The sequence below is a fragment of the Janthinobacterium sp. GL_088 genome (assembly GCF_057837845.1).
Genome location: NZ_CM174453.1, coordinates 2485179 through 2508099, shown reverse-complemented (window position 1 = coordinate 2508099; position 22921 = coordinate 2485179). Strand labels below are relative to the sequence as shown.

Below are 22921 nucleotides of genomic sequence, written 5' to 3'. Positions count from 1 at the left end.
CTCATGCCACCGCCTTTGCCTCTCCTACGCCAGCCAGCTGGCGGCGCCAGGCCGCCATGCGCCACGCGGCCCAGGCGGCGGACAAGGCGCCCGCGACAAGGATCAGGCGCGTATCGATCAGGGTCAGCACGGCGCCGCTGAGGGCGACGACGATGTTGGCGATGCAAAAGGTGGTGGCCAGCAAGCCCATCACGGCGCCCTGCCCGTGCGCGCTGAAGCGCTCCGCGCACCAGCCCTGGATCACCGTGTTGTACAGGGCGTTCGGAATGCCGAACAGCACGATGGCGGCGATGCCCACCCAGATATTACCCAGCGCCAATATCCCGACGGCCAGCGCCACGCCGCACGCATACCAGCTGGCCCGCAGCAGCGGCGCATGGCGGCTGGGACCGCCCGCCAGCAAGGACGTGACCGTCATCGTGCCGCACAGGCCCACATTCACCCAGGCAATCTCCTGTGCATGATAATTGGCCGTTTCGACCAGCCACAGCGGATAGAACTCGTAAAAGCTGGCCACGCCGCAGGTCAGCGCCAGTTGCACGATGAACAGGGTGCGCAGCTCCTCATGGCGCAGCAGGTTCAGCGAATGGCGGTCGCGCGCCACTTGCCACCATGACGTCGTCAAGAGCGAGGGCGTTTCGCGCGGCAAGCCGGCGGCCACCAGCACGGCGACGAGCATCAGCGCGGCGGCGGCGATCCAGAATGGCACCGTCACGCCCCAATGCAGGGTCGCGCCCGCCAAGATCGGCCCGACCAGCCAGCCCAGGTAAAACGCGCCGTTCAGCCATGACATGGCGCGCAGGCGCAGCGCTCCCGTCAGCTGGTCGGCCAGCATGGCGCGCGCCACGGCGCCATTACCTTCCAGCAAACCCGTGATGAAACGGGCGACGATGAACAGCGGATACGACTGAATCACGAGCGCCCAGGCCGTGATGGCGTGGCCGATGGCGGCGCCCACGGCCGTGCGCATCAGCAAGGGGCGGCGGCCATAGCGGTCCGACAGCGGTCCCAGCAAGGCCGAGCCGATCAGCAAGCCCAGCGGGTTGATGGTCAGCGCCAGGCCGAACAGCAGTTTCGATGGCAAGCCGAGGAAATTATTGAAGGCATTCGGCGCTTCGGCCGCGAACAGGGGCGGCAGGATCGGGTATGGCAAGGAGGCGCCGATGGTCGACAGCAGCGCCAGCAAACAGGCGGCGGAAATCAGGATGATGTTTTTCATGCGGGCTCGATATAGGTTGTCTGGCAAGGCTACGTGAGCACGCCACATAAGTAAACTAAAAAGTTTATTAATTATGTTGACCGTTGCCGCACTGAAGCGTGCACGCCATCGCCTCGGTTATCATCGCCTCATGACTCACGTTTAACAGGGCAAACATGACACTGTCAGAAATGGAACATCAACACGGCTTTACCTATCCTGCGCTGTATCGGCAGCTGGAGCGCGACGGCATGCTGGCCGTGGGTGAATACGGCCCCGACTGGTACAAGCTGGTGTTTCCCACATTAAAAGATCGCCCCACCCTGCTGCTGCATGCGGACGATTTCGAATTGCTCAATGTCAAGGCCGTTGCCGACGCCGTGGAAAGCTTGCTGGACGCAGACGACTACCGGCAGATCGCCCCCGCCCACCAGTTCATCCCGTTCGCGCAAACGGGCGCGGGCGACCACTACTGCTTTTTCGCGTCAGGCGAGCAAGATGGCGAGATGCCTATCGTGCTGCTGTGGCATGACCAGAATGAAGCCCAGTACCTGGCGAAAAACCTGCAGGATTTCATGGTTCACATGTTGTTGAACAGCATGGCAGACCAGGACACGTACAACGACGTCAGCGACGAGCAATTCAAGGAACAACTGACAAAAACCCTGGGCACGCATGCGCGCTACCTGACGGAACGACAAGCCGGCGTGCTGCAAACGCTGCTGGCCAGGGACATCTTCGATTACGACGTGCTGCTGCCGAAGGGACGCAAGGAAGCGCACCGGGGCTTGCTGACCGACATCGAACTGGCCAGCCTGCGCGCCGAACTGATTCCCTACGAAAAGTTCGACAGCTGTTTTGCCTACAGCACGGCTGGCTGAACATAAAATCGCTGGGCAAGCGACGGCTGAAGGTTTAAACTGTATATAAACACAGTAAAACCCATCACTTTGCATCTTGCCCTATTGCCATCCCCATGTTGAGAGTCCTGGAAAATCCCCTGTACTATCTGGATAATTTCCAGGATGTGCTGAACTGGATCGGCGCGCGTTACGCCGATCTGCTGAGTCCTGAAGAGACGCAGTTCATCGCCGCATTCGGCGCCCTGCCGCAGCCGTCGCGCGCCCTGTTCGTGCGCCTCGTCATGCGCAAGGGCTGCCTGTTTCGCGCCAGCAAGCTCAATTACCCGGAAATCGGCGACACGCGCGCCGCCGCCCTGCCCTTGCTGGCAACTTGCTGGGTGGAAGCCGATCCTGCCATTTCGCTCGAAGAACTGTTCGAACTGCTGCCGAAAGCGGAAATCGCCCAGGCCTTCGACCTTGCCGCGTCTTTGAAGGCGGCGCGCAAGGCGGAGCAATTGGACGCCTTGCGCGAGCAGCATGGGGAAAGTCAACCGTTCTCCGCGTGGCATCCGGCTAGCACCGACATACTGTACCGCATCGGCCTGCAAGCGCTGTGCGACCGCCTGCGCCTGATTTATTTTGGCAACTATCACCAGGACTGGTCGGAATTCGTGCTGTCCGACCTCGGCGTGTACCAATACGAAAAGGTGGAATTCTCGCCGCAGTCGCGCGGTTTTCGCACGCGCCAGGATATCGAGCACTATGAAGTGCTGCACCAGTGCCGCGAACGCTACAACGACAGCGCGCCGGCCGACGAAGTGCTGCAGGAACTGGCTGCGCTGCCATTGCCCGAGGACAATACCTGGCTGGCCAGCCGGCGCGACAAGCTGCGCTTCCAGATCGCCCAACACCTGGAAAAATGCCAGGACTGGCCGGCCGCCTACCGCGCCTACGCCGATTGCCGCTATCCGGGCGCGCGTGGCCGCGCCATCCGCGTGCTGGAGAAAGATGAACAGCCGCAGGCGGCCTACGAGCGTCTGATGATCGCCCTCGCGGCGCCGGAAAGCGAGGCGGAACAGCAATTGCTGCTGCGCATGGCGCCCCGTTTGCGGCGCAAGCTGGGCCATGCGAAGCAGGCGGCCAATGCAGCCGCCGCCGTGGAGCGCATCGACCTGCTGCTGCCCTGCCCGGAACAGGCGTGCTATGTGGAAGCGGTGGTGCAGCAACACCTGATGCAGGACGACGCACCCGTGTATTACGTGGAAAACACCCTGATCAACTCGCTGTTCGGCCTGCTGTGCTGGCCCGCCATCTTCAAGGCCATGCCCGGCGCCTTCTTCCACCCGTTCCACCGTGGCCCGGCCGACTTGCACAGCGCCGATTTTTACCAGCGCCGCAGCGGCGACTTCGCCGCTTGCCTGGCGCAACTGGACGACGGCCGCTACCACGCCGCCATCCGCGCCACGCTTGCCGCCAAACACGGTATCGTCTCGCCCTTCGTCAGTTGGGACGTACTGGACGACGGCTTGCTGGACCTGGCGCTGGCCTGCATCCCGGCCGCGCACTTGAAGAAGGCGTTCGAGCGCATCTTGCTCGACATCAAAAGCAACCGCAGCGGCTTTCCCGACCTGATCCAGTTCTGGCCTGCGGAACGGCGCTACCGCATGATCGAAGTCAAGGGTCCGGGCGACCGCCTGCAAGACAACCAGCTGCGCTGGATCGCGTATTGCGCCGAGCACGCCATGCCCGTCAGCGTGTGCTACCTGCAATGGCAGGCGGCAGCATGAGCCGCAACACTTACACCATCGCCGTGCGCGCCCTGTGCGAATTCACGGCCAAGGTGGGCGACCTCGACCTGCGTTTCACGCCCTCCCCCACGGCGCAGGAAGGCATGGCTGGCCACGCCACCGTCACTAGCCGGCGCGATGACGATTACCAGCGTGAAATCAGTCTTTCCGGCGACTTCGGCCCCCTGCACGTGCGCGGGCGCGCCGATGGCTACGACCCGGCGCGGCGCCAGCTGGAAGAGATCAAGACCTACCGGGGCGAACTCGACGCGATGCCCGCCAACCACCGCCAGCTGCACTGGGCGCAGGCGCGCATCTATGGCCATTTGCTGTGTCAGCAGCTGAACTTGCCCATGCTGCGCGTGGCGCTCGTGTATTTCGATATCGTGAGCCAGAAGGAAACCGTCATGCACGAGGAATGCACGGCCGAGGCGCTGCGTCTGTTCTTTGAACAGCATTGCGCCCTCTTCCTCGACTGGGCCGAGCAGGAAATGGCGCACCGCGCCAGCCGCGACGCGCAGCTCACGGCCATGGCCTTTCCCCACGCGGACTTTCGTCCGGGCCAGCGCCAGCTGGCCGAAGCCATGTACAAGGCCAGCAGCCGTGGCTGCGGCTTGCTGGCGCAGGCGCCAACGGGGATCGGCAAGACGGTGGGCAGCCTGTTTCCCATGTTGAAAGCCACGGCCGCGCATGGCCTCGATAAACTGTTTTTCCTGGCCGCCAAGGTGCCGGGGCGGCAAATGGCGCTCGACGCCTGCGCCATCCTCAAGGACAGTGCCCCGCTGCTGCCGTTGCGCGTGCTGGAACTGAGCGCCAAGAGCAGCGCCTGCGAACATCCTGACAAAGCCTGTCACGGCGAATCGTGTCCGCTGGCCAAGGGTTTTTACGACCGCTTGCCGCTGGCGCGCGAGGTGGCGCTGGCCAGCGGTTTGATTTTGGACAAGGAAGCCGTGCGCGCCATCGCCTTGCAGCAGGGTATTTGCCCGTATTACCTGGGCATGGAGCTGGCGCGCTGGAGCGACGTCGTCATCGGCGACTACAATTATTATTTCGACCTCAGCGCCATGCTGTACGGCATGACCCTGGCACACGACTGGAAAGTCAATGTGCTGGTCGACGAAGCGCACAATATGGTGTCGCGCGCGCGCAGCATGTATTCGGCCGAGCTGGCACAGATCGACCTGAAAATGCTGCGCAAGTTCGCGCCCGACGCCTTGAAAAAGCCGCTCGACCGCCTCTCGCGCCAGTGGACGGCTTTGCTGAAAGAACAGGATGGCGATTACCACGTGCATCCCGCCTTGCCCGACAAATTCTTTGGCGCCCTGCAAGGGGTGGCCACGGCCATCGGCGACTACATGGCCGAACACGCGACCACGCTCGATGACGACTTGCAGCGCTTCTATTTCGATGTGCTGCTGATCAACCGCCTGGCGGAAAGCTTCGGCGCGCATTCGCTGTTCGACGTCAGCAAAACGGAGACGGGTTCCACCGTCTGCATCCGCAACATCGTCCCGGCACCGTTTCTCAAGGAACGCTTCGCGGCCAGCCACAGCACGGCCCTGTTTTCCGCCACCCTGAGCCCGTGGAATTACTACAGCGACACCCTGGGCATGCCAGCCAACACGGCCTGGGTCGATGTGGAATCGCCGTTCCAGGCGGAACAATTGTCCGTGCGCGTGGCCGACACCATTTCCACGCGCTACCAGCACCGCGCGGCCTCGCTGCTGCCCATCGCCCAGCTGATGGCGAAGCAATACGCGGAAACGCCGGGCAACTACCTGGCCTTCTTCAGCAGCTTCGATTACATGGAAAAGACGGCCCACTTGTTTGCCCAGCATTACCCTGACGTGCCCATCTGGCAGCAGCCGCGCCGCATGGACGACACTGCCCGCGCGCAATTTTTGGGCCGCTTCGGCCTGGACACGCGCGGCATCGGCTTTGCCGTGCTCGGTGGCGCCTTCGGCGAAGGCATCGACTTGCCCGGCGCGCGCCTGATCGGCGCCTTCATCGCCACCCTCGGTTTGCCACAGATCAACCCCGTCAACGAGCAGATCCGCCAGCGCATGGGCGATATCTTCGGCGCCGGCTACGACTACACCTATTTATATCCGGGCATGCAAAAGGTGGTGCAGGCGGCCGGCAGGGTCATCCGCACGCAGTCGGACAAGGGTGTCGTCTACCTGATCGACGACCGCTTTTCGCGCCCTGAAATCCGTCAGCTGCTACCCACGTGGTGGGATGTGCAGCTAGCCAACTAATATCTTAAGCTTCTGGTAGCCCGCCTTGCTGACGGGTATCCTCGTGTCATCGCGCAGGATGGCCACGTGGCTGTCTTTCGTCGCCGCCTCGATGCGGCGGATACCGTCGATATTGAGCAGATACGACCTGTGCACGCGCAGGAACTTGGCGGGGTCGAGCTGGGTCTCCAGTTCCGCCAAGGTCTGGCTTTTCAGGTAGGACTTGCCCTCGGAACGGATGCTGATGTAGTCATCTTGCGCCTCGATGTAGTCGATGCGCGCGCTGGCGATCACGTGGACCTTGGCGCCGTCGCGTATCAGCACGCGGTCCAGCGGCGCGCTGCGCGTGGCCGCCTCGCGTGCCAGCGTCAGCACAGTCTCGGGCAAGCTGCGGTGGGCGCGCGCATGGGCCAACGCCTGGTCGAAGCGCTGTTCGCTGAACGGTTTCAGCAGATAGTCCAGGGCATGGCATTCGAACGCCTTCAAGGCGTACTGGTCGTAGGCCGTGACAAAGATCAAACGCGTCTTGGCGCCGATCAGCTCCGCCACTTCAAAACCATCGAGGCGCGGCATCTGGATGTCGAGAAACACCAGTTCCGGTTCCATATCCGCGATGGCCTTGACGGCTTCGAAGCCGTTGGCGCACTCGGCCACGATGTCGATATCGTCATGGCGCGCCAGGTATTCGCGCAACACGCTGCGCGCCAGCAATTCGTCATCGACGATGGCGACCCGCATTCTTGCCTGCATCATGCATCCTCCGTGTCGCCGGTCTGCGCCGGCATGGAAATCATCACTTCGAAATGGCCGTCGCGCTGGCCCCAGTGCACGCTGGCCTCGTGGCCATACGCGCCGGCCAGGCGCTGGCGCACGTTCTCCAGGCCGACGCCATTGCCGCGCTGTGGCCCTTGATCCGCATCAACCGGGTTGCGCACGGCGATCTGCAGCAGGCTGCCCACGCGCCGGGCCTCGATGGCGATCAGGCCGCCCTCCGTCAAACCGCAGATACCATGCTTGACGGCATTTTCCACCAGCGGCTGTATCAGCATGGGTGGCAGCAGACACGCCAGCGCGGCGGCGTCGATGGCTTCCGCCACTTGCAGGCGTTCGCCGAAACGCACTTGCTCGATGGCGAGAAAGTGGCGGATCAGCACCAGTTCCTGCTCCACGGTAATGTGCTTGTGCGCCTCCAGGCTCAGGCTCTGACGAAAGAAGCTGGCCAGCTGCACCGTCATCTGGCGCGCACCCGCCGCATTGATAGACGTCAAGGCGCTGATGGAGTTCAGGCTGTTGAACAGGAAATGCGGATCAATTTGCGTGCGCAGCATGCGCAATTGCGCTTCCTGCGCCGTCAGCTGCGCTTCCAGCCCCCGCTGCTCGGCCATCCTGGCGCGCACGAATTCCAGCAACAGATAATGCACGGCGGCAGCCAGGCAATACAGCAGCGCACCGAGACCGAAGAACAGGGCCAGCAGCGATTGCATCAGGTTCACGCCCAGCCAGCGCAGCTCCAGCAACAGGCTGACGCTGTTCAAAAATTGCAGCAGGGTGGCCCACAGCAAGCCCGCGAACAGGGCCGCCACGCCCATCACGCCGGCGATGGCGAGCGGATGGCGGACGTGCAAGGGGTAGGCGCGGCACAGGTAAAACGCGGAAAAGCCGGAACCGATCGCATACACGAGCGTGGCGGGCACCACCAGCACGACGGCATTGAGCCAGGGTGCGTGCGCCACCCTGGCCAGGATAAAGGCCAGGGCCAGGCCCAGCGCGATGCAGACCAGGAACACCACCACGGCGCTGCGCCGCTTCGACAAGGGCCCCGACATGCGCGCCTAGTTGCGGATTTCCAGGCCGCCCATGATGGCGTAGCCCGTCACGTACAGGCGCTTGGCCTGGTTCGGCGGCACGATGGTCTTTTCCTCGAAGCCGCCGAGGATGGGTGTGCCCTGCAGCACGACGCTCCAGTCGGGCGGAATCTTGATGGTGACGCCGCCGCACAGGGCAAAAACGTTGAGCACGGCTTCGCCTTCGATTGACGCCTGGCGCAAGTCGATTTCGCAGCCGGCCATGATGACATTGATATCGCCGCCCTTGAAGCGCTGCGACGACACGCGCCGCACGTAACCGCCGAGGATGGCCGTCACTTCGATGATGCTGTCATCGTCCGCCCGCCCGCTGGCGCCGGGCGCTGCCGTGGCAGCGGCGGCATCCTTGTCGAGCGACACGGCGCCATTCCTGGCCTGGCCGAACGAGTCAGGCGCTGCCGTGCCATCCTGCTGCGCGCCAAAGCGCCGGCGACGCTGGCGCTGCTGCGCGCCGGGCAGGGATTTCGACACCACGGCCACGCCCAGGCCGATGATCAGCAAGGGCCACAGCAAGTCCCAGTTCATGTAGAAGATGCCCATGTGCTTGAGGGTCCAGGCCACGCCCAGCAGCACCAGCATGCCGCCCAATAAATAACCGTTCGCGCTGCGGCTTTGCGACAGTTTCAGCAGACCGAACACGATCAGCGCCGTGGGCCAGAAGCGGAAGGTATAGCGCACATCGATGAAACCGAGGTTATCGAGCAGGAACAGCAGCCCCAGGCCGATGACGATGACGCCCAGCACGATCTGCGATGGCGAGTGCAGCGGCGGTTTATTTTTCATGCTCGGACTCCCGGTAGGCAATAAAATGTTTGTTCAGCAGCGGTTCCAGCACCAAACCCACGCCCCAGGCGATCAGCAAGGCGGGCCAGCTATTGTAGAAATGCAAGTTCCACAGTTCTTCATACGATACATACCACCAGGCGGCGAAAAAGATCAGCCACAGGCCGCTCAATACCTGCTTGGCGGACACGGGCGTGAGCAGCTTGTTCAGGCCGAAAACGACCAGTATCACCGGCCAATAATGCCATAGTGAATAGTAATCGTGGAGATAGATCACATCGAGCCGGTCCAGCAGGACGATGGCGCCGATGGCGATCAGCAGCACGCCCCACAGCAGCTGGGTACGGCGGCAATAGGCTGGTTCAGGTTTCACGGTCACCCCTTGAAGTTGGTTGATCGTAAAGATACGCGGATTTCGGGAAGGAGAAAACAACGCTTCGGCGAATGGCGGAAAGACAGCGGTGAATGGCGCAGCGGCGGAAATGACGGGCAAAAAACAGGCAAAAAAAAGACCGGCTAGGCCGGCCTTGAAGGGGTTCGCAGTCCACACCGCGACCTGGAGTTGCAGTGCACAGCCGCGTGGCGCAGGGCGCAAACGCGAACATAAATCTGGTGCCGATCCTTGAGGCGACCGGCTGACCTGCTGGAAGATCGAACATGCCGCCAACTTCACGGCAGTGCGTCTCAACCAAGCAAAGCCATCATACTCCCTATCGCCATACAGCACCGTTCGCTAGCGCACACTGATGGGGTTTTGCTGAGCTGCATCAAACGGCGACGGCATGCGGCGGGTTGAGCATGTCATTCTTGATCCAGGTCAGCACGGACGGCCCTTGCGGCTGCCAGCCCAGCAGCTTGCGCGCCCGTTCACCGCGCACGCGGCTGTTGGAGCCAAGGCCATACGACGCCATCTCATAACCCCATTCGGCAATCGCCTCGGGCAGCGGCCAGTCCTGCGCGGGGCCCAGGTCCAGTGCGGTGGCGATGGCGGCCGTCATGTCGCGGAAAGCCGCTTCGCCCGACTCGACAAAGTAAAAGGTGCCGGCCGGCGACTTTTCCAGCGCCAGCAAATACAGGCTGACGACATCGTCGATATGCACATTGGACCAGATATTGCGACCCGGCCCCACGTGGCGCACGATGCCGCTCTTGCGCGCCTGTTTCAGCAGGCGTGGCAACTGCACGCTGTCGCGCGGCAAGACGCCATGACCGTAGATCAGGGTATTGCACAGCACGCTCGCGCGCACGCCCTGGCTTGCGCTGGCCAGGACCAGGTCATCGATGGCCACGCGGGCTGCCTTGTCGGCCGTGGGTGCCGGCAACTTGTCTTCGTAATAGATCTGTTCCGTGCCCTCGCCGCCCGACGCGTCGCCCACGATGGACGAGCCGCTCGTATGCAGGAACGGCTTGTTCGTGCCGGCCAGCGCTTCGATGATGGCTTCGACGGCGCCCCGGTGGTCGCTGCTGGCCGCATTGATGACGGCATCGGCCGCCTTCGCCTGCTCGATGAGCAATTCGCGGTCGTTCAAGGTGCCGACGATACCATGTACGCCGATGGTGGCCAGCTCGGCCACCTGTTCCGGTTTGCGCACGAGGCCCGTCACCTGGTGGCCGGCCCGCACGAGGCCCGCCGCGATGGAACTGCCAATAAATCCTGCTGCGCCCGTCAAGAATACTTTCATGCTTTACTCCCTGTCTGGTTAGATTGCTGTCAATCACACCAACAAAGTATGCCCGCTTTCGTCTTTCGCAAAAAGCAGCTGCGCAGCAAAAGATCTATGACTTCGGCGCAACAGTCTTCTGTTTGAGCTGCAGGGCGGCGATGTAGTGGCTCCGGTAGGCGGGGTCTTGCGGCGTCAGCAAGGTGAGCCTGTCGCGCGCGCGGGTGGCGGCCACATAGAAACGGTTTTCTTCTTCCAGCGGGTCCGTCTTACTGCGAGGGAATTCATCGACGGCCAGGTAGGGCAAGATGACGTGGTTGTATTCAAGGCCCTTGATCTGGTCGATGCAGGCGATGACCAGCCTGGCCTTGCCAGTCGAGACCGTCACGGCTTCCTCCATCTCGCCCAGCCAGCCGGCAAAGCCGCCCAGCGCCACGCCCGCCTCGCGGCACACGGCAATAAAGCCGTGCAGGGAACGGGCAACGACCCGCGCCTGGGCCGGGTCGACATAGATGCGGCGCGCCGTCTGTTCCAGCTGCATCAGGCCAAAGATGTGCTGCAGCGCGTCGCCCGCCGGGGCGTCAGGAGGCAGCGCGCGCAGGTAATCGACGGCGGCCAGGGTCAGCGCCGCCTTGTCCTGGTTGTGCGACTTGGCCAGCTGGTTCGTCAAGAAGCCTTCCAGCAAGTCGGGATAGTTGGCCACGTCGGCCTTGGCTTGCTGCAACTCCGTGCGCGTAAAAGGGATTTCCGCGAACGCCACCAGCGCTTCGAGGATTTCGCCGCGGCGCGGGCCGCTCTTGATCGCATGTAAATCCTTGCGGGCGATGGCGACCATGCCGCGCAGCATCAGCACTTCCAGGCTCAGCAGATAGCTGTTCATGTCCACCAGGCCATACGCGATGCCGCTCTGGAACAGTGCCGTTTCCACGCGGATGGCCTGGTCGCGGTCGCGCAGCAAGATTGCCGTCGTGCCCGCATGCGCATGTTCGAGCGCCGCGATCAGCTGGGCGCTGCATGCCTGCGGTTGCGCATGGTCATACTCCAGCAGCTCGATGTGGGTGGCGCGCGACAGGGCCGACACGCTGGCCTTGTTTTTCAGCACGCCGACAGCCTGCGCCAGCTGCGGACCGTAGCGGTAGGAAGCCGTCAGCGGCAAGCGCTGCAAGGCGGGGAATTCCTGCTCGAAGCGCTGGCGCAGGAAGCGGTGGTCGGCGCCCGACCACGTGTAGATGACTTGATCCTTGTCGCCGGCGCCGCAGAAAAACGCGTTGCCGCGGCGTATCAGCATGGTCAGCAGGCGGAACGACGCTTCGTTCAAATCGTGCAATTCATCGGCGACGATGATCTGGAAGGCTGGCAATTGCTGGCGCAGCGGCTCGTCGCCGTCGAGCATGCGCACCAGGTCGTAAGTGGCGTCGAACGGTGCGCGGAACTGGATGTCGCCCGTGTCGGCGCCGCGCAAGCCTTCATATTCGCGCAGCCACAGATAATGCGTGCGCGACATGCCCAGCATTTCCAGATTGTCGTCCAGGGAATTGCTCTCGAAGTCAGGATTCTGAAAATCCAGGCGCGCCTTGGTGCGCAACTGCAATTTCAAGAATTCGGCAATCGCCCCGTTGGTCGTATTGATTTCCAGCGGGTAACGGTGCGCGTACTTCTCCGATACGACTTCCAGCGCTTCCCAGGCTACCGGGCGCAGCTCTTCATCGCTGCGCATGGATGCCACCTGCATATTTTCCAGCTGCAACAGCACCTTGGCGGCAAAGGCGTCGAAGGTATCGACGGTCAGGCGCTTGACGACACCGAGCGGCACGCCCACTTCCAGCAGGCGCTGGCGCAGGGCCACGCGCGCCGCTTCCGTGAAGACCAGGGCCAACATGCGCTCGGGCGCGCGGCCCCGGTGCAGCGCCTCGGCCAGGCGCAGGGCCAGGGTCGTCGTCTTGGCGGCGCCGGCATTGGCGTCGATCAAGACCACTTTCTTTTGCGCCGTCTGGATGGCGACCTGCTCCGGCGTGGGCGTGATGCGTTTGGGAATGAACTGCGGGGCGTTATCTGTACTCAAGGGTATCCTGAAATAATGTCTGTTCTCGGCGCGCTACCAGGCGCAAGTGCGCAGGCCGGCAAAGATGTCACCCCGTTCGGGCGCATGGAAGGCGCGCATGCGGGCCGAATGCAGGCGCGGCGGCGTGGCGAAGGCGGCGCCGCGCAGCACCTGGTGCTGCATGAAATATGGCGCGGAATATTCACGCCAGGCATCCACCGCAAAGCCCGGATACGGTTCGAACGGCGTCGCCGTCCACTCCCACACCTGGCCCCAGTGAAAGCGCGGATGGCCGGACAGCGCAGCATACTCCCATTCCGCCTCGGTCGCCAGGCGGCGCCCCACCCAGGCGCAGTACGCCTGCGCTTCATACAGGTTGATGTGACGCACGGCTTCGTTCGGCGGCAAGGTCGTGCGCTGGCCGAAACGCATGGTGCGCCACTGTGTTGCTTCGCGCAGCCAGTACAGGGGCGACGAGCGCTCCTGCTGCATCAGCCAGGCGCTGCCTGCCGCGCTCCAGAACTGGCGGTTCTGGTAGCCGCCGTCGGCGACAAAATCGGCAAACTGGGCGTTTGATACGGCGCAAGCATCGATGGAAAACGGCGGCACATAAACGGCATGGGGCGGTGATTCATTGTCGAAGGCAAACCCGGCCCCGCGCGGCGAGCCCAGTTCGATGCTGCCCCCAGGAAAAGCGATCTCGCCCGCGCCTGGCGGCAGGGCCGGGCTGGCTGCCAGGGATTCCGGCGCTTCCAGGCCCAGCCATTGCAAGCCTGCCAGCATTTCTTCGCCACACAAGTCTTCATGTGCCAAGGCCAGCCGGTATGGCGCCAGGGCGCTGTCGACATTGGCTTCGCGCGAGAGTTTATCGAGCACCCGGTCGAGTACTTCGCGGCAATACGTTTTCACGGCGCCCGGACTGGGCAGTTCCAGCTTCCAGCGCGCGCGGTGCTCGACCATGTTGGCGTCGAACAAGTCGTCGCCGCGCGTCAGCAGGGAGTTATAAATGGCGTCGGCCGGATGGCTGGTAGCGGCTTCGCGCAGGATGAACCACTCGGCAAACCAGGCGATCTGCGCGAGTTGCCACAAGGGCGGAACGAGGCGCGGATGGCGGGGCAAGCCGGCCACCACGTCCAGGCCGGCGCTGACATAACAGTCGAACAGGGAAAGCGTATCCTGGCGCGCGGCCTGCAGCGACTGGGCCAGTTGCTGCGCGCCGGCGTGGCGAAAAGAGGCGTTGATTAAAGTCATGGCCTGATTGTAACGACTTATGCCAACCTTGCACTAGTCGCACAGGAAACATTGGGGGGCCAAGCCCCCCAGCCTACTTGACCAGCAGCTCGCCCTGTAGCGGCGTGACGACGGATTTTGGCATGCTGACAATAAAGCTGCTGCCCTTGTCGGCCACGGACTGGATGGCCAGGGTGCCGCCGTGGCGCAGCAGCACGTGCTTGACGATGGCCAGGCCCAGGCCCGTGCCCTGGGTTTCGCGCGAACGGCTCTTGTCGACGCGGTAAAAACGTTCCGTCAGGCGCGAAATATGTTCCTGGCTGATGCCGATGCCCGTATCTTGCGCGATGAATTGCGGTCCGGCCGGGCCATCCTGCCAGCGCAAAGTGATGGTGCCGCCGGCCGGCGTGTAGCGCACGGCGTTCGATGCCAGGTTGCCAAAAGCGCTGTACAGCTCATCGTAGCTGCCCAATACGTCGGGACCGTTGCATTCCATGGTCACTTCATGCTTGCCGGCCGACAGCCCCTTGGCGTCGCGCAAGACTTGCTGCATGAGCTTTTTGGTATCCACGGGCTCGGGGCGCAGCGGGTAGTCGACCGATTCCAGGCGCGACAGGGTCAGCATGTCCTCGATCAGATGCTGCATGCGGTGGCCCTGCTCCGTCATCAGCTTGAGGTGGGCGGCGCGCGTGGCGGCGTCCAGGTCCAGCTCGGCGGAAGCAATTTCCAGGAAGCCGACGATGACCGTCAGCGGCGTGCGCAGTTCGTGCGAAGCGTTGGCGATGAAGTCGCGGCGCATCATTTCGATGCGTTCCGTCTCCGTCACATCGTGCGTGACGAGGATCTGGCGGCGGTTCTCGAACGGGATGATCTGCACGATCAGCTTGCGGTTGCGGAAAGTGATCGTCAGCGGCTGGTCGTAGCGGCCCAGGATGATGTAATCCATGAACTCGGGGCTGCGGATCAGGTTGGTCACGCGCATGCCCTTGTCGCGCTCGTGCGTGAGGCCCAGGTGTTTCTCGGCGGCCGGGTTGCACCATTCGAGGAACAGCACATCGTCCATGATGACGACGCCGTCCGGCAACAGGTGCATGGCCTGGCGGAATCGCGCCAGCCATTCAGTCAGCTCGGCCTGGTTTTTCTCGTCATCGCGGCGCATGCGGTACAGGCGCGCGAAAATGCTGGTCCAGGCCCCCCAGCCGTCGGGCAGCTTGGCGCTTTGCGGATTGTCCAGCCAATTACTCAGCTGGAACAGATACGACAGCTGCACGAACACCATCATGGCCATCAGCACGAAAGCGATGCCCAGCGCATACGTAGCGCCAAACAGATACCAGACGACGGCCACGCCCAGCAGCGCCAGCACCATGCGCAAGGCGGCCGGTACCCAGAACAGCAATTTCGGATTCATAGAGTCAAACTTTACTTTTCAGACAACATGTAGCCGACGCTGCGCACCGTCTTGATCAGGCTTTCCGCCTCTTTCAAGGCTTTGCGCAAGCGCAATACGTGGACATCGACCGTGCGTTCTTCGATCACCACATGGTCGCCCCACACCTTGTCGAGCAGCTGGCTGCGCGAAAATACGCGTTCCGGATGGGCCAGCAGGAATTTCAGCAGCTTGTATTCGGCGTGGCCGATATCGATCTTCTGTTCATCCATCATCACCGTGCAGCTGACGGGATCCAGGGCCACGTTGCCGGCGCGCATGGGTGCCTGCGCGTGTTCCGGGCTCTTGCGTCGCAGCAAGGCTTTGGCGCGGGCCAGCAGCTCGCGCGGCGAGAACGGCTTGGTGACGTAATCGTCGGCCCCGCTGTTCAGGCCGGCCAGCTTGTCTTCTTCCATGCTCTTGGCGGTGAGCATGATGACGGGGATGGCGGCGAAATTGCGGTCGGCGCGGATGCGCGACAGCAGGCGCAGGCCCGTCTGGTCCGGCAGCATCCAGTCCAGCAGGATCAGATGCGGCGTGCGGTGCTGGATGAACTCCCAGGCATCGGCAACGTTTTGTACGGAACAGCAATTCCAGCCGGATTCGCGCAACGAATAGGTGACCAGTTCAACGATGGCCGGCTCATCTTCAACAATCAATACCGTGGTTTTATCAGATGCCATAAAGCTTACTCAGGGAGCTCCTCGGAAATGGCGGGAGCAGCCACCTTGGTGTGGCGGATGTCCTTGCCTTCAACCACGTAAATCACGTATTCGGCGATGTTCTTCGCATGGTCGCCGATCCGTTCAATGGCCTTGGCCACCCACAGGGTATCGAGCGCCGCCGAAATCGTGCGCGGGTCTTCCATCATAAAGGTTATCAAGTTGCGCATGATAGACCGAAACTCATGGTCGATGATGGCATCTTGTGCAATTAATTGTAAGGCCTGCTTGCCATCGTTGCGCGCGAATGCGTCAAGCGCGTCGTGCAGCATGTCGGTGGCCGTGTTGGCAATGCCGCGCACCATCTCGTAATGGTTGACCACGCCGTTGCCGCGCTTGTGCAGATTCTTCGCCACGCGGGCGATTTTCGTCGCCTCGTCGCCTACGCGCTCGAGGTCGGTAATCACCTTGATGGTGGCCATGATGGTGCGCAAGTCGTTGGCGGCCGGCTGGCGGCGCACGATCAGATGGCTGCACGCGTCGTCCAGCGACACTTCGAGCTGGTTGACGACGTCGTCTTCGCGCATCACGCGGTCGGCGCGTTCCGGGTTGCCGATGCGAAAGCACGTCATCGCATCGAGGAACTGGGTTTCAACGATGCCGCCCATCAGGAGCACTTTCGAGCGGATCGCTTCGAGTTCGTTGTCGTATTGCTTGGATGAATGTTCGCCTATCATGCTGTCTCTCCGTATTCAGTTGTCTTGTAGTCGCTATGCGGGATGGATCAGCCGAAGCGGCCCGTGATGTAATCCTGCGTTTCCTTGCGGGCCGGATTCATGAATATCTGGTCCGTTTCGCCGAATTCCACCAGCTCGCCCAGGTACATATAGGCCGTGTAGTCGGAGCAGCGCGCCGCCTGTTGCATATTGTGCGTCACGATGGCGATCGTGTAATCCTGTTTCAGTTCGCTGATCAGCTCTTCCACTTTCGAGGTGGAGATCGGGTCCAGCGCCGAGGTCGGCTCATCGAGCAGCAAGACATCCGGTTTCACGGCCACGCCGCGCGCGATGCACAAACGCTGCTGCTGGCCGCCCGACAGCGACAGGCCGCTCTTGGTCAGCTTGTCCTTGACTTCACCCCACAGCGCAGCCTTTTTCAAGGCCCACTCGACGCGCTCGTCCATCTCGCCTTTCGACAGGTCTTCATACAGGCGCACGCCGAAGGCGATATTGTCGTAGACGGACATGGGGAACGGCGTCGGCTTCTGGAACACCATGCCGACCTTGGCGCGCAGCATGTTGACGTCCTGGTCCGCGTCAAGCACGTTGCGGCCGCGGTACAGGATCGAGCCTTCCGCGCGCTGGCCCGGATACAGGTCATACATGCGGTTCAGGGTGCGCAGCAGGGTTGACTTGCCGCAACCGGACGGGCCGATGAAGGCGGTAACCTTCTTCTCGTGAATGTCCAGGTTGACGTTATGCAAGCTTTGCGTTTTGCCGTAAAAAAAGTTCAGGCCCGAAATCTCGATGGTTTTTTTCTTTGGTGCCAGGTCTTGGGCTGGATTCATTTGCGTATTCATATGGGTTCGCTTCGCTCGGTATCTGTTTAATTAGGGACTTTTTGGCTGAACACGGTGCGCGACAGGATATTCAAGGCCAGCACGCTGAAGGTGATCAGCAGTGCGCCGCCCCAGGCCAGCGAGCGCCAGTTGTCGTACGGGCTCATCGCAAACGATGCGATGACGGACGGCAAGTTGGCCATCGGCGCATTCATGTTGAAGCTTTGGAACTGGTTATTCAGGGCCGTGAACAGCAGCGGTGCCGTTTCGCCGGCGATGCGGGCCAGGGCCAGCAGGACACCCGTGATGACGCCAGCCTTGACGGCACGCAAGCGCACGAGGGTGGCGACCTTCCAGCGTGGCGCGCCGAGAGCAAATGCGGCTTCCAGCAGGCTGTTCGGTACCAAACGCAGCATATTGTCCGTCGTGCGCACCACTACCGGCACGGCGATCAGCGACAGGGCGATGGCGCCCGCATAACCGGAAAAGTGTTTGACGTGCGCCACATACAGCGCATACACGAACAGGCCGATGACGATCGATGGCGCCGACAGCATGATGTCGGTCACAAAACGCGTCACTTGCGCCAGCTTGTTTTCTTCGCCGTATTCGGCGAGGTAGATGCCGGCCAGGATGCCGATCGGGGTGCTGACGACAGTCGCCAGGCCCACCATCAGGGCGCTGCCGACGATCGCATTGATCAAGCCGCCGCCTTCGCTGCCGGGAGCCGGCGTCGTTTGCGTGAACAGGTCGACGGACAAGGCGCCGAAACCCTTGATCACCAGGGTGAACAAAATCCACACGAGCACGGCAAGGCCCAGGGCCATGGCGGCCACCGACAGGGCGATGCCGACGCGGTGCATCAGCAGGCGCTTGCGGTAGACGGGATTCATGGCCGGCTTGGCCGGAGCGTCGTGGGTGCTAACTTGGCTGAGCTGGCTCATTTCGTGCCTTCCTTGCGTGACATGCCAGCCAGCATCAGCTTGGCGGCGGATAAGACGATAAAGGTGATGACAAACAGGATCAGTGCCAGCGAGAACAGCGACGCCACGTGCAACTCGGACTGCGCTTCGCCGAATTCATTGGCCAGCAAGGAAGTGATGCTGTTACCGGCGGCAAACAGCGACCACGACAGTTTATTCGCGTTGCCGATGACGAAGGTGACGGCCATGGTCTCGCCCAGCGCACGGCCCAGGCCCAGCATGACGCCGCCGACGACGCCGGTCTTGGTGTACGGCAAGACGATCTTGCGCACCACTTCCCAGCGCGTGCAGCCCAGGCCGTATGCGGATTCCTTCAGCACGGCAGGGACGATCTCGAACACGTCGCGCATCACGGAAGCGATGAAGGGGATGATCATGATGGCCAGCACCAGGCCGGCCGTCAGCAAGCCGATGCCCATCATGGGGCCGCTGAACAGCTGGCCGATGACGGGTACGTTACCCAGGGTGGCTTTCAGCAGGGGCTGGACATGGTCGGCAAACAGGGGCGCAAACACGAACAGGCCCCAGATGCCGTAGATGATCGATGGCACGCCGGCCAGCAGCTCGACAGCCGTGCCCAGCGGGCGGCGCAGCCAGGCCGGGCAGATTTCCGTGAGGAACAGGGCGATGCCGAAGCTGACGGGAAAGGCGATCAGCAAGGCGATAACGGAGGTCACCAGGGTGCCGATGATGGGGATCAGGGCGCCGTACTGGTCATTGACGGGATCCCATTCCGCGGACACGATGAAATGCAGGCCGAAGGTCTTGAAGGCCGGTATCGATTCCATGATCAGCGAAATGATGATGCCGACCAGGACGATCAGCACCGACAGGGCAAACAGCATCGTCACCTTGTGGAACATGAAATCCTGGAAGCGCTGCTTGCGCATGGTGGAAAGCATTTGCGCGTGACTGATGGAATCGGTCATGGTGCCGCCTGGCATGGGGATCGTGGAGGAGGTAGATTGTGCGCTCATAGTGTGCCATATGGGTGGTACTGCAGGTACTGCTATTTTTATCGTGCTCTTTTAGCCGGGAACGCCTGCAAGGGCTTGCGGGCGGTCCTGGCTAACTCCCTCCCCCGCCGTGCTGCTGGTGGGGACAAGGACATTCTTGCTTGAATAAACCGTAGCGAGCGGCAACTAGTTGTGGCTGAGAAGCGGAGCTGTGCTTTAGCACAGTGAGCATCGCAGGCCGCAAATAGCGCCGCGCAGTAGGTTTATTAGTAGATCGACTTGCCCGATGCATCTTTCAGGTTGGCTTTCCACGATTCTTGCACCAGTTTGATGACCGATGCCGGCATCGGCACGTAGTCCAGTTCAACGGCAGCGGCGCCACCGTTCTTGTAGGCCCAGTCGAAGAATTTCAGGACTTCTTTGGCCTTGGCTGCGTCAGCCTGGACTTTGTGCATCAGGATGAACGACACGCCGGTGATCGGCCAGCTGTTCTTGCCAGCCTGGTCGGTCAGGACCACGCCGAAGCCTGGGGTTTGCGTCCAAGGTGCCGAAGCGGCTGCTGCCTTGAAGTTTTCGTCGTCAGGTTGCAGGAAGTTGCCGTCCTTGTTTTGCAGCTGGGTGTGCGACATCTTGTTTTTCTTGGCGTAAGCCCACTCGACGTAGCCGATCGAACCCTTGATACGCTGAACGTTGGCGGCGACGCCTTCGTTACCCTTGCCACCCACGCCCACGGCCCATTTCACAGCCGAGCCAGCACCGATTTTCGATTTGAATTCCGGGTTGGTTTTCGACAGGAAGTCGGTGAACAGGAACGACGTGCCCGAACCGTCGGCACGGTGCACCACGGTGATTTCCGTATCCGGCAGCTTGACGCCACTGTTCAGTGCGGCGATTTCAGGCGCGCTCCACTTGGTGATCTTGCCCAGGTAGATGTCGCCAACGACTTTACCCGTCATTTTCAGCTGGCCTGGGGTTACGCCGTCCAGGTTGACGATGGTGACCACGCCGCCCATGATGGCCGGAAACTGCATCAGGCCCGCTTCTTCCAGCTCTTCTGCCTTCAAAGGCATGTCCGAGGCGCCGAATTCAACAGTCTTGGCCTTGATTTGCTTGATGCCAGCGCCGGAACCGACGGACTGGTAGTTCAGGCCGTTGCCGGTGTTGGCTTTGTACGTCTCAGCCCATTTGGCGTAGATCGGGTACGGGAAAGTTGCGCCAGCACCTGTCATATCTGCCGCCATGACGGAAGCGGAAGAAAATGCCATCGCTGCCGAAGCACCCACGACGATAAATTTGAACATTTGCTTCATTTGCATATCAAGTCCTCAGGGTTGTTAGGGCTCAAAGTCCCGGTTGAATGCTGCGCAGTCTAGCAAGCGAATATGACAGCTTTATGACATGGGTAAAAAATCTTGAAATAATTGGCTACGCCCCGAGGATGGCCATTTTCGGCGTGAAAAATGACAGGGCCGGCGACGCTTTATGACAGCTTATGTCACGCTTACGTCATATTTCATGATTACACTCACAACGCGTCATACATGATGAAATACGGCTAGAATTAACTATCTGCAAAGACAAAAGAATATGAAACCTGAACTGCACACGGAAGTGACCAAATCGGGCATCCTGCTTGACCGCGAGCTGTCGCAACTGACTTTCAACCGGCGCGTGATGGCCCAGGCGGAAGACCCGAACATTCCGCTGCTCGAGCGCCTGCGCTACCTGTGCATCGTCAGCAGTAACATGGATGAGTTTTTCGAGGTGCGCGTGGCCAGCCTCCTGGCGGCCGGCAGCATCGGCGGTTCGCTGGCGGGCCACCCTGCCCTGGCGGCCAACCTGGAGCGCATCGGCAAGGAGTGCCATGCGCTGGTGGAACGCCAGTACGAGATATTAAATAACGACGTCTTGCCGGCCCTGCGCGAAGCGGGCGTGCATTTGCTGCGCGACAGCGACCGCAACGAGGCGCAGCGCGCGTGGGTCAAGCAATACTTCGACCGCGAAGTGCGGCCCCTGCTGACGCCGATCGGCCTCGACCCGGCCCACCCGTTCCCGCAAGTGGTGAATAAAAGTCTCAATTTCATCGTCTCGCTGAGCGGCAAGGATGCGTTTGGCCGCGGCACGGCGATCGCCATCGTCAAGGCGCCCCGCGTCTTGCCGCGGGTTATCAAGCTGCCGGACGAGATTTCCGGCGACGGCGTGTCCTTCTGTTTATTGTCGTCCGTTATCCATGCGCACATTTCCGACCTGTTCGCCGGGCGCGAAGTCATCGCCTATTCGCAATTCCGGGTCACGCGCGACAGCGACCTGTGGGTGGACGAGGACGAAGTCAAGAATCTGCGCCAGGCCCTGAAGGGCGAGCTGGTCGGTCGCCAGTTCGGCACCTCCGTGCGCCTGGAAGTGGCGCGCAATTGCCCGCCAGAATTGTCGCAATTCCTGCTCGACCAGTTCAGCCTGGATCAAAGCCGCTTGTACCGCGTCAACGGCCCCGTCAATCTGGTGCGCCTGTCGGAAATGATCGACCACGTCAAGCAGCCTGAGCTGCGCTTCCCGCCCTTCTTCCCCGGCCTCGCGCATAAAGCCATCGGCAACGACATCTTTGCCGCACTGACCAGGCACGACATCCTGCTGCACCACCCGTATCAGTCGTTCCAGACGGTGATCGACTTCATCCGCAGCGCCGCCTACGATCCGTCCGTCGTGGCCATCAAGCAGACGATCTACCGCACGGGCATGAACTCGGACCTGATGGAGTCGCTGATCACGGCGGCGAAAATGGGCAAGGAAGTGACCGTCATCGTGGAATTGATGGCGCGTTTCGACGAAGAAGCCAATATCAACTGGGCCGACAAGCTGGAGCAAGCGGGCGCGCAAGTCGTGTACGGCGTCGTGGGATTGAAAACCCATGCCAAGGTGGCGCTCGTCATCCGCCGCGAAGAAGGCAGCTTGCGCTTCTACGCCCACTTGGGCACCGGCAATTACCACCCCACGACAACCAAGCTGTACACGGATTTTGGCTTGCTGACGGCCAACCAGGACCTGGCCGTGGAAGTCAATGAAGTCTTCATCCACCTGACCAGCCTGACCAAGCCGCACAACCTGAACCATTTGTGGCTGGCGCCATTCGGCCTGCAAAGCGAAATCATCAAGGCCATCCGCAACGAGGCGAAGATCGCCCGCTCGGGCCGGCGCGGGCGCATCATCGTGAAAGTCAACGCGCTGGTCGACGAATCCGTGATCCGCGCCCTGTATGCGGCCTCGACCGATGGCGTGAAGATCGACTTGATCGTGCGCGGCGCATGCACCCTGAAGCCGGGCGTGCCGGGATTATCGGAAAATATCAAGGTGCGCTCCGTGATCGGCCGTTTCCTCGAACACAGCCGCATCTACTACTTCCGCAACGACCTGGCGCACGATGTCTACCTGGCCAGCGCCGACTGGATGAGCCGCAACCTGTTCCGCCGGGTGGAAGTGGCCTTCCCCGTGCTGGACCGGGCGCTGAAACGGCGCGTGATCGCCGAGGGCCTGAATCCGTATTTGAAGGATAATACCAATGCATGGGAACTGGAGCCGACGGGCCACTACGCGCGCCGCAAGCCGCGCGGCAAGCAAACGCCGTTCAGCGCCCAGCAATATTTGATGCATACACTGGGCACGCCGGGCGCGGAGGTCGGCGAATAGGCAATTCT

The 22921-nt window shown here is 61.8% G+C and carries 19 protein-coding genes; 4 read left to right on the top strand and 15 right to left on the bottom strand.

The features are described 5' to 3' along the window. Position 1: 1 nt before the first annotated feature. Entirely contained in the window at positions 2 to 1219 is a 1218-nt protein-coding gene (locus AC3IQ7_RS11500; protein WP_489209632.1) for an MFS transporter, read from the bottom strand. A 155-nt stretch (positions 1220 to 1374) separates the two neighbouring features. Between AC3IQ7_RS11500 and AC3IQ7_RS11495 the strand changes: the two genes are divergently transcribed. The 3 genes from AC3IQ7_RS11495 to AC3IQ7_RS11485 all read left to right on the top strand — a co-directional run bounded on the left by AC3IQ7_RS11495 (position 1375) and on the right by AC3IQ7_RS11485 (position 6085). Next, positions 1375 to 2079 carry an SMI1/KNR4 family protein gene (locus AC3IQ7_RS11495; protein WP_489209630.1) on the top strand — a complete coding sequence of 235 codons (705 nt, stop codon included), beginning with the start codon at positions 1375 to 1377 and terminating at the stop codon, positions 2077 to 2079. A 95-nt stretch (positions 2080 to 2174) separates the two neighbouring features. Then, positions 2175 to 3827: a VRR-NUC domain-containing protein gene (locus tag AC3IQ7_RS11490; RefSeq protein ID WP_489209628.1), complete on the top strand. Its 1653-nt coding sequence runs from the start codon at positions 2175 to 2177 to the stop codon at positions 3825 to 3827. After that, on the top strand, positions 3824 to 6085 hold the full coding sequence (locus AC3IQ7_RS11485; RefSeq protein WP_489209626.1) for an ATP-dependent DNA helicase: 2262 nt from the start codon (positions 3824 to 3826) through the stop codon (positions 6083 to 6085). Before AC3IQ7_RS11490 ends, AC3IQ7_RS11485 begins: the two co-directional genes overlap by 4 nt. On the opposite strand, the gene AC3IQ7_RS11480 is transcribed toward AC3IQ7_RS11485, so the two are convergent. The 14 genes from AC3IQ7_RS11480 to pstS all read right to left on the bottom strand — a co-directional run bounded on the left by AC3IQ7_RS11480 (position 6074) and on the right by pstS (position 20533). Beyond that, positions 6074 to 6802 carry a LytR/AlgR family response regulator transcription factor gene (locus tag AC3IQ7_RS11480; protein ID WP_099380126.1) on the bottom strand — a complete coding sequence of 243 codons (729 nt, stop codon included), beginning with the start codon at positions 6800 to 6802 and terminating at the stop codon, positions 6074 to 6076. The two genes, AC3IQ7_RS11485 and AC3IQ7_RS11480, sit on opposite strands and share 12 nt — an antisense overlap. Before the next feature lie 11 nt (positions 6803 to 6813). After that, entirely contained in the window at positions 6814 to 7890 is a 1077-nt protein-coding gene (locus AC3IQ7_RS11475; protein WP_489209624.1) for a sensor histidine kinase, read from the bottom strand. Between the two features lie 6 nt (positions 7891 to 7896). Further along, positions 7897 to 8712: a LiaI-LiaF-like domain-containing protein gene (locus AC3IQ7_RS11470; RefSeq protein ID WP_322428142.1), complete on the bottom strand. Its 816-nt coding sequence runs from the start codon at positions 8710 to 8712 to the stop codon at positions 7897 to 7899. Continuing rightward, positions 8702 to 9085 carry a LiaF transmembrane domain-containing protein gene (locus AC3IQ7_RS11465; protein WP_233516315.1) on the bottom strand — a complete coding sequence of 128 codons (384 nt, stop codon included), beginning with the start codon at positions 9083 to 9085 and terminating at the stop codon, positions 8702 to 8704. The genes AC3IQ7_RS11470 and AC3IQ7_RS11465 overlap by 11 nt, the downstream gene beginning before the upstream one ends. Positions 9086 to 9479: 394 nt before the next feature. Further along, on the bottom strand, positions 9480 to 10394 hold the full coding sequence (locus AC3IQ7_RS11460) for an NAD-dependent epimerase/dehydratase family protein (protein ID WP_489209621.1): 915 nt from the start codon (positions 10392 to 10394) through the stop codon (positions 9480 to 9482). Between the two features lie 94 nt (positions 10395 to 10488). After that, positions 10489 to 12435: a UvrD-helicase domain-containing protein gene (locus tag AC3IQ7_RS11455; protein WP_489209619.1), complete on the bottom strand. Its 1947-nt coding sequence runs from the start codon at positions 12433 to 12435 to the stop codon at positions 10489 to 10491. Positions 12436 to 12468: 33 nt separating this feature from the next. Further along, a complete protein-coding gene (gene senA, locus AC3IQ7_RS11450; RefSeq protein ID WP_235211637.1) occupies positions 12469 to 13665 on the bottom strand; it encodes a selenoneine synthase SenA in 1197 nt (398 codons plus the stop codon). A gap of 73 nt (positions 13666 to 13738) precedes the next feature. Then, positions 13739 to 15055 (bottom strand): phosphate regulon sensor histidine kinase PhoR, encoded by a 1317-nt coding sequence (phoR, locus tag AC3IQ7_RS11445; protein WP_035817357.1) that lies wholly within the window; start codon positions 15053 to 15055, stop codon positions 13739 to 13741. An 11-nt stretch (positions 15056 to 15066) separates the two neighbouring features. Beyond that, complete coding sequence (locus AC3IQ7_RS11440) at positions 15067 to 15756, bottom strand: response regulator (RefSeq protein ID WP_034755074.1); 690 nt, start codon at positions 15754 to 15756, stop codon at positions 15067 to 15069. 5 nt (positions 15757 to 15761) lie between these two features. Next, positions 15762 to 16472 (bottom strand): phosphate signaling complex protein PhoU, encoded by a 711-nt coding sequence (phoU, locus tag AC3IQ7_RS11435; RefSeq protein WP_034778131.1) that lies wholly within the window; start codon positions 16470 to 16472, stop codon positions 15762 to 15764. Between the two features lie 47 nt (positions 16473 to 16519). Continuing rightward, positions 16520 to 17302, bottom strand: a complete 783-nt coding sequence (gene pstB / locus AC3IQ7_RS11430; RefSeq protein ID WP_373631409.1) for a phosphate ABC transporter ATP-binding protein PstB — start codon at positions 17300 to 17302, stop codon at positions 16520 to 16522. A 38-nt stretch (positions 17303 to 17340) separates the two neighbouring features. Continuing rightward, on the bottom strand, positions 17341 to 18237 hold the full coding sequence (gene pstA, locus AC3IQ7_RS11425) for a phosphate ABC transporter permease PstA (protein WP_099380131.1): 897 nt from the start codon (positions 18235 to 18237) through the stop codon (positions 17341 to 17343). Continuing rightward, the gene (gene pstC, locus AC3IQ7_RS11420) at positions 18234 to 19205 is read right to left on the bottom strand and encodes a phosphate ABC transporter permease subunit PstC (protein ID WP_233516317.1); all 972 of its coding nucleotides are present in this window, start codon (positions 19203 to 19205) and stop codon (positions 18234 to 18236) included. Before pstC ends, pstA begins: the two co-directional genes overlap by 4 nt. A gap of 293 nt (positions 19206 to 19498) precedes the next feature. Beyond that, positions 19499 to 20533 carry a phosphate ABC transporter substrate-binding protein PstS gene (gene pstS, locus AC3IQ7_RS11415; protein WP_416208765.1) on the bottom strand — a complete coding sequence of 345 codons (1035 nt, stop codon included), beginning with the start codon at positions 20531 to 20533 and terminating at the stop codon, positions 19499 to 19501. Positions 20534 to 20819: 286 nt separating this feature from the next. On the opposite strand from pstS, the gene ppk1 reads away from it, so the two are divergent. After that, the gene (ppk1, locus tag AC3IQ7_RS11410; RefSeq protein ID WP_099380134.1) at positions 20820 to 22913 is read left to right on the top strand and encodes a polyphosphate kinase 1; all 2094 of its coding nucleotides are present in this window, start codon (positions 20820 to 20822) and stop codon (positions 22911 to 22913) included. Positions 22914 to 22921: the final 8 nt, after the last annotated feature.

Excerpts from the sequence above, each read along its gene's own strand:
- pstA (WP_099380131.1), bottom strand. The coding sequence starts at position 18,237 with ATGAGCCAGCTCAGCCAAGTTAGCACCCACGACGCTCCGGCCAAGCCG.
- AC3IQ7_RS11460 (WP_489209621.1), bottom strand. The coding sequence starts at position 10,394 with ATGAAAGTATTCTTGACGGGCGCAGCAGGATTTATTGGCAGTTCCATC.
- pstS (WP_416208765.1), bottom strand. The coding sequence starts at position 20,533 with ATGTTCAAATTTATCGTCGTGGGTGCTTCGGCAGCGATGGCATTTTCT.
- AC3IQ7_RS11470 (WP_322428142.1), bottom strand. The coding sequence starts at position 8,712 with ATGAAAAATAAACCGCCGCTGCACTCGCCATCGCAGATCGTGCTGGGC.
- AC3IQ7_RS11500 (WP_489209632.1), bottom strand. The coding sequence starts at position 1,219 with ATGAAAAACATCATCCTGATTTCCGCCGCCTGTTTGCTGGCGCTGCTG.
- AC3IQ7_RS11495 (WP_489209630.1), top strand. The coding sequence starts at position 1,375 with ATGACACTGTCAGAAATGGAACATCAACACGGCTTTACCTATCCTGCG.
- phoU (WP_034778131.1), bottom strand. The coding sequence starts at position 16,472 with ATGATAGGCGAACATTCATCCAAGCAATACGACAACGAACTCGAAGCG.
- pstB (WP_373631409.1), bottom strand. The coding sequence starts at position 17,302 with ATGAATCCAGCCCAAGACCTGGCACCAAAGAAAAAAACCATCGAGATT.
- ppk1 (WP_099380134.1), top strand. The coding sequence starts at position 20,820 with ATGAAACCTGAACTGCACACGGAAGTGACCAAATCGGGCATCCTGCTT.
- pstC (WP_233516317.1), bottom strand. The coding sequence starts at position 19,205 with ATGACCGATTCCATCAGTCACGCGCAAATGCTTTCCACCATGCGCAAG.
- phoR (WP_035817357.1), bottom strand. The coding sequence starts at position 15,055 with ATGAATCCGAAATTGCTGTTCTGGGTACCGGCCGCCTTGCGCATGGTG.
- AC3IQ7_RS11485 (WP_489209626.1), top strand. The coding sequence starts at position 3,824 with ATGAGCCGCAACACTTACACCATCGCCGTGCGCGCCCTGTGCGAATTC.
- senA (WP_235211637.1), bottom strand. The coding sequence starts at position 13,665 with ATGACTTTAATCAACGCCTCTTTTCGCCACGCCGGCGCGCAGCAACTG.
- AC3IQ7_RS11480 (WP_099380126.1), bottom strand. The coding sequence starts at position 6,802 with ATGCGGGTCGCCATCGTCGATGACGAATTGCTGGCGCGCAGCGTGTTG.
- AC3IQ7_RS11440 (WP_034755074.1), bottom strand. The coding sequence starts at position 15,756 with ATGGCATCTGATAAAACCACGGTATTGATTGTTGAAGATGAGCCGGCC.
- AC3IQ7_RS11475 (WP_489209624.1), bottom strand. The coding sequence starts at position 7,890 with ATGTCGGGGCCCTTGTCGAAGCGGCGCAGCGCCGTGGTGGTGTTCCTG.
- AC3IQ7_RS11490 (WP_489209628.1), top strand. The coding sequence starts at position 2,175 with ATGTTGAGAGTCCTGGAAAATCCCCTGTACTATCTGGATAATTTCCAG.